The sequence below is a fragment of the Microvirga tunisiensis genome (assembly GCF_009296175.1).
GTDB classification, from domain to species: Bacteria; Pseudomonadota; Alphaproteobacteria; order Rhizobiales; family Beijerinckiaceae; genus Microvirga; species Microvirga tunisiensis.
The window spans coordinates 1-1,215 of sequence record NZ_VOSK01000792.1 but is presented as its reverse complement, the minus strand read 5'-3'; the positions used below and the strand labels follow the sequence as shown (position 1 = coordinate 1,215).

Below are 1,215 nucleotides of genomic sequence, written 5' to 3'. Positions count from 1 at the left end.
TGGCGAAGATCAAGGTTGCCAACCCGGTTGTCGAGCTCGACGGCGACGAGATGACCCGCATTATCTGGCACTTCATCAAAGAGAAGCTGATCCACCCCTATCTCGACCTCGACCTGAAGTACTACGACCTCGGCGTCGAGCACCGCGACGCGACCAACGACCGGGTGACGGTCGAGGCCGCCGAGGCGATCAAGAAGTATGGCGTCGGCGTGAAGTGCGCCACCATCACGCCGGACGAGGGCCGCGTGCAGGAATTCGGCCTCAAGGAGATGTGGAAGTCGCCCAACGGCACGATCCGCAACATCCTCGGCGGCGTGATCTTCCGCGAGCCGATCATCTGCAGGAACGTGCCCCGCCTCGTGCCCGGCTGGACCCAGCCGATCATCGTCGGCCGCCACGCCTTCGGCGACCAGTACAAGGCCACGGACTTCAAGGTGCCCGGCCGGGGCCGCCTGACGATCAAGTTCGAGGGCGAGGACGGCACGGTCATCGAGAAGGAAGTGTTCAAGTTCCCGGATGCCGGCGTCGCCATGGCGATGTACAACCTGGACGAGTCGATCCGCGACTTCGCCCGCGCCTCGCTCAACTACGGCCTGAACCGCAAGTACCCGGTCTATCTCTCGACGAAGAACACCATCCTCAAGGCCTATGACGGGCGCTTCAAGGACATCTTCGAAGAGGTCTACCAGAACGAGTTCAAGGCGAAGTTCGATGCCGCCGGCATTCTTTACGAGCACCGCCTGATCGACGACATGGTGGCCTCGGCGCTCAAGTGGTCGGGCGGCTATGTCTGGGCGTGCAAGAACTACGACGGCGACGTGCAGTCCGACACGGTGGCGCAGGGCTTCGGCTCGCTCGGCCTGATGACCTCGGTGCTGATGACGCCGGACGGCCAGACGGTGGAGGCGGAAGCCGCCCACGGCACGGTGACGCGTCACTACCGCGAGCACCAGAAGGGCAAGGAGACCTCGACCAACTCGATCGCGTCGATCTTCGCCTGGACCCGCGGCCTGGCGCACCGGGCCAAGCTCGACGACAATGCCGAGCTCGCCCGCTTTGCCGCGACCCTGGAGAAGGTATGCGTCGACACGGTCGAGGCCGGCTTCATGACCAAGGACCTGGCACTCCTGGTCGGCGCCGAGCAGAAGTGGCTCTCCACCACCGGATTCCTCGACAAAATCGACGAAAACCTCAAAAAAGAAATGGCGGCGTAAA

Annotated in this window: 1 protein-coding gene; it reads left to right on the top strand. The window is 63.4% G+C overall.

What is annotated here, in order from left to right; genetic code table 11:
- On the top strand, positions 1 to 1,214 hold a 1,214-nt coding region (locus tag FS320_RS43700; RefSeq protein ID WP_152718692.1), incomplete at its 5' end, for an NADP-dependent isocitrate dehydrogenase.
- Position 1,215: the final 1 nt, after the last annotated feature.